Source organism: Achromobacter sp. D10, from assembly GCF_035282245.1.
Classification (GTDB): domain Bacteria; phylum Pseudomonadota; class Gammaproteobacteria; order Burkholderiales; family Burkholderiaceae_B; genus Achromobacter; species Achromobacter insolitus.
The window spans coordinates 1-852 of sequence record NZ_JAYJLE010000030.1 but is presented as its reverse complement, the minus strand read 5'-3'; the positions used below and the strand labels follow the sequence as shown (position 1 = coordinate 852).

Here is an 852-nt window from a genome sequence, read left to right as displayed (position 1 = left end):
GATCGTCGAACCATGGGCGCTGGACGAACTGCGATCCGTGGTGCTGGAATTCTTGCTGGTACCGAGGCTGAGCTTGATGCTGACGCCGCCCACTTGATCGATCTTGTTGCTCGACCCGGCCTTGGCGAGTTCGGCGGCCTCGGCCGCCTTGGCGGAGGCGCGCACGGCGTCGTAGGCGTTGACGGCAGCGACGCCGGCGGTTGCCCCGGCCAGGCCCTTCATGACGGTGTTGTCCGTCTTGCCCGCGGCTTCTGCCATGCGTATGCCGGTCTGCACGGCACTCACGATGGGGTTGCTGGCGGTAAGCGTCAGCCCCGTCTGCTTGATCTCATGGAACTCCTTCTCTTGCGCGGTATCGAGCGCCGCGCCGATGTTCACCTCCTGGCCGATCAGCGTGATGTCGCCCTGGCGCGCGAGGACATTGCTGCCGGTAATGTCCAGCGCTTTGCCGGCCTTGATGAGCGCATCGCCTTCGACGCTACCGACGGTGCTGGCGGTGTTGAAGACTTTCTCGCCGTCGATCCAGTCGGTTTGCTTGCGGGTGCCATAACTGAAGCCGCCCATTGCGCCGAAGCCGGACTTCTTGACCATCTTGTAGTCGTAGCGGTCCTCGGTGTTCTGGCCGGGCAGGAGGTTCACGTCGCGTTCGGCGGACAGGACCAGGTCCTTCTGCGCGCCGACATTCGACCCGGCCACGTTCAGGTCGCGCCCGGCCATCAACACGGCCGTATCGCCCGTGAAGGTCGAGGCCTTGGCCTGTTCCCAGTCGCTGGAGGTGATGGTGTGCGTGGTCTTGGACGAGAGGAAGCGCTTGGTCTTGTAGCGGACCTCGTCGTAGGCCGAGCCGGTTTC

At 64.4% G+C, this 852-nt stretch carries 1 protein-coding gene; it reads right to left on the bottom strand.

The window, feature by feature from the left end; translation table 11 throughout:
* Positions 1-852: hemagglutinin repeat-containing protein (locus VCS63_RS29695; protein ID WP_323881924.1), on the bottom strand; the 852-nt coding region annotated here is incomplete at both ends.